This is a genomic window from Streptomyces sp. WELS2, assembly GCF_013870595.1.
GTDB lineage: Bacteria > Actinomycetota > Actinomycetes > Streptomycetales > Streptomycetaceae > Streptomyces.
Window position 1 is genome coordinate 1 of the sequence record NZ_JACBWZ010000953.1, and the last position, 2,183, is coordinate 2,183.

Sequence of the window (2,183 nt, forward strand, 5' to 3'; positions counted from 1 at the left end):
AGGGCGCGGGCCGACCGGCTCGCCGCCGCGCTGGACGCCGACGGGATCGACGTACGGGCCGTCACCAGCGCCGCCACCGTCGGCGGGGGAGGCGCGCCCGGAGTGACCCTGCCCAGCGCCGCCCTGTCCCTGCCCGAACCGTACGCCGCCGCCCTGCGCACCGGTCGTCTCCCGGTCGTCGGCCGGCTGGATGCGGGCCGCTGCCTGCTGGACCTCGGATCGGTTCCGCCCGAGGACGACGACCGGCTCGCCCAGGCCGTACGGTCGGCCCGCACCGCGGTGCACCGGGCCGGAGCGGAGGAGCCCCCCGTGGACGGGCGGGCGTGATGCGGGTCCTCGCCACCGCCGGCCACGTCGACCACGGCAAGTCCACGCTGGTCCGCGCGCTCACCGGCATGGAGCCCGACCGCGTCACGGGTGTGCTGGCACGCGTGAGCGGGCCGGCCGGCCACTGGACCGGGACGTACGGCACCGCCGACATCGTGACCGGCGCGCCGGTGCCGGTGGACGGCCGGTTCCGTCTCGGCAGCGTCACCAAGATCTTTATCGCCACCGTGATGCTGCAACTGGCCGCCGAGGACCGCGTCGACCTCGGCCAGCCCGTCCAGCGGTACCTGCCGGGCGTCCTGCCCGAAGACTATCCGCCGATCCCCGTCCGCACCCTGCTCAACTTCACCAGCAGCCTTCCCGAACTGACCTCGGACGACCTGCCCACCATCCCGGGCGGCATCGTCGAGCACCGCTTCGACAACCACCCGCTCGCCGAACTCGTGGCCAAGGCCGTCCAGCACGAACGCCCCTTCACCGAGCCCGGTCGCATGCAGGTCTACGGGGCCACCGGCTACTACGTCGCGGCCATGCTGGTCGAGAACCTCACCGGGCATACCTACCAGCGGGAGATCACCACCCGGATCCTGCAACCGCTGCACCTGCGCGAGACCACCGCCCCGCGAACCGACACCACGATCCACGGCCCCCACTCCCACGGCTACATCGCCGTACCCCGGCCGGACGGCGGATCCCGGCTGATCGACATCACCGAACAGAATCCGGGCGCCGGCGGGATGATATCCACCACCGCCGACCTCGACCGCTTCCTGACCGCACTCTTCCGGGGCCGGCTGCTGCCCCCGGCCGAGCAGGCGGAACTGTTCGACATCCCCGACGTCCCCTACCTCGGCGGCACCGCCGACGACCCGGGACAGGGCCGCGCCTACTACGCCGCCGGCCTGATGCGCGTGACTCTGCCCAACAGCGTGACGGTGTGGGGCAAGACCGGCACCACCTTCGGCTACACCGACGGCATGTTCACCACCCGCGACCTGCGCCGCCGCCTGGTGTACTCCTTCAACCCCACCACCGGCGGCGGCAACGACCTCGCCCTGGTCACCCGGATCCTGTCCGCGGCCTTCGCCCCGTGAGCGTCACAGGTCAGCCTGGTCCCGGCCCCGGCGCCCGCGTCCCTCACTCCGGCAGGGTGACGTCGAATGTCGTGGACCCCGGTTCGCTGTCCGCCTCCACCGTCCCGCCGTGCGCCTCCACCACCGCGAGCACGATCGACAGGCCGAGGCCCGCCCCCGGGGCGGACTCGTCCGCGTGGCGGCGGTGGTCGGCGCGGGTGAAGCGTTCGAAGACCGCGGGGCGTAGTTCCTCGGGGATACCGGGGCCGTCGTCGTGGACGCGAAGGCGGACGGTGCCGGGGCGGGGCTCCAGGGTGACCGTGATCTCGGTGTCCGCGGGCGTGTGCAGACGCGCGTTGGCCAGCAGGTTGGCGACCACCTGGTGGAGGCGGTGCGCGTCTCCGGTGACCGTGACCGGGTCCTCGGGCAGATCCAGGGTCCAGCGGTGGCCGGGGCCCGCGGCACGGGCGTCGGTGACCGCGTCCAGGACCAGCCGGGTCAGGTCGACCGGGCCGCGCTCGAGCGGGCGGCCCGCGTCGAGGCGGGCGAGCAGCAGCAGGTCGTCCACCATCAGGCCCATCCGTGACGCCTCGGCTGCGATCCGCTCCAGTGCCCTGGTGACCTCGGGCGGCACCGGGCCGGGGTGCAACAGACCCAGTTCGGCATGGCCGCGCACCGAGGCGACCGGGGTGCGCAGTTCGTGGCTGGCGTCGGCGGCGAACCGGCGCAGCCGCTCCTGGCCGGCGTGCCGCTGGGTGAGCGCGTCCTCGACGTGGCCCAGCA

At 73.7% G+C, this 2,183-nt stretch carries 2 protein-coding genes and 1 pseudogene; 2 read left to right on the forward strand and 1 reads right to left on the reverse strand.

Features of this window, described 5'->3' with window-relative positions:
* Together H5J33_RS32170 and H5J33_RS32175 are read left to right on the forward strand one after the other, a co-directional pair.
* Positions 1 to 327 (forward strand): annotated as a pseudogene (locus H5J33_RS32170) (L-seryl-tRNA(Sec) selenium transferase); the annotation flags it as partial.
* Positions 327 to 1,421: a serine hydrolase gene (locus tag H5J33_RS32175; protein ID WP_181798262.1), complete on the forward strand. Its 1,095-nt coding sequence runs from the start codon at positions 327 to 329 to the stop codon at positions 1,419 to 1,421. The pseudogene H5J33_RS32170 and the gene H5J33_RS32175, both read left to right, overlap by 1 nt.
* A 43-nt stretch (positions 1,422 to 1,464) precedes the next feature.
* Here H5J33_RS32175 and H5J33_RS32180 read toward each other — a convergent pair.
* A partial coding sequence (locus H5J33_RS32180) for a cell wall metabolism sensor histidine kinase WalK (RefSeq protein ID WP_258565555.1) occupies positions 1,465 to 2,183 on the reverse strand: 719 nt, incomplete at its 5' end.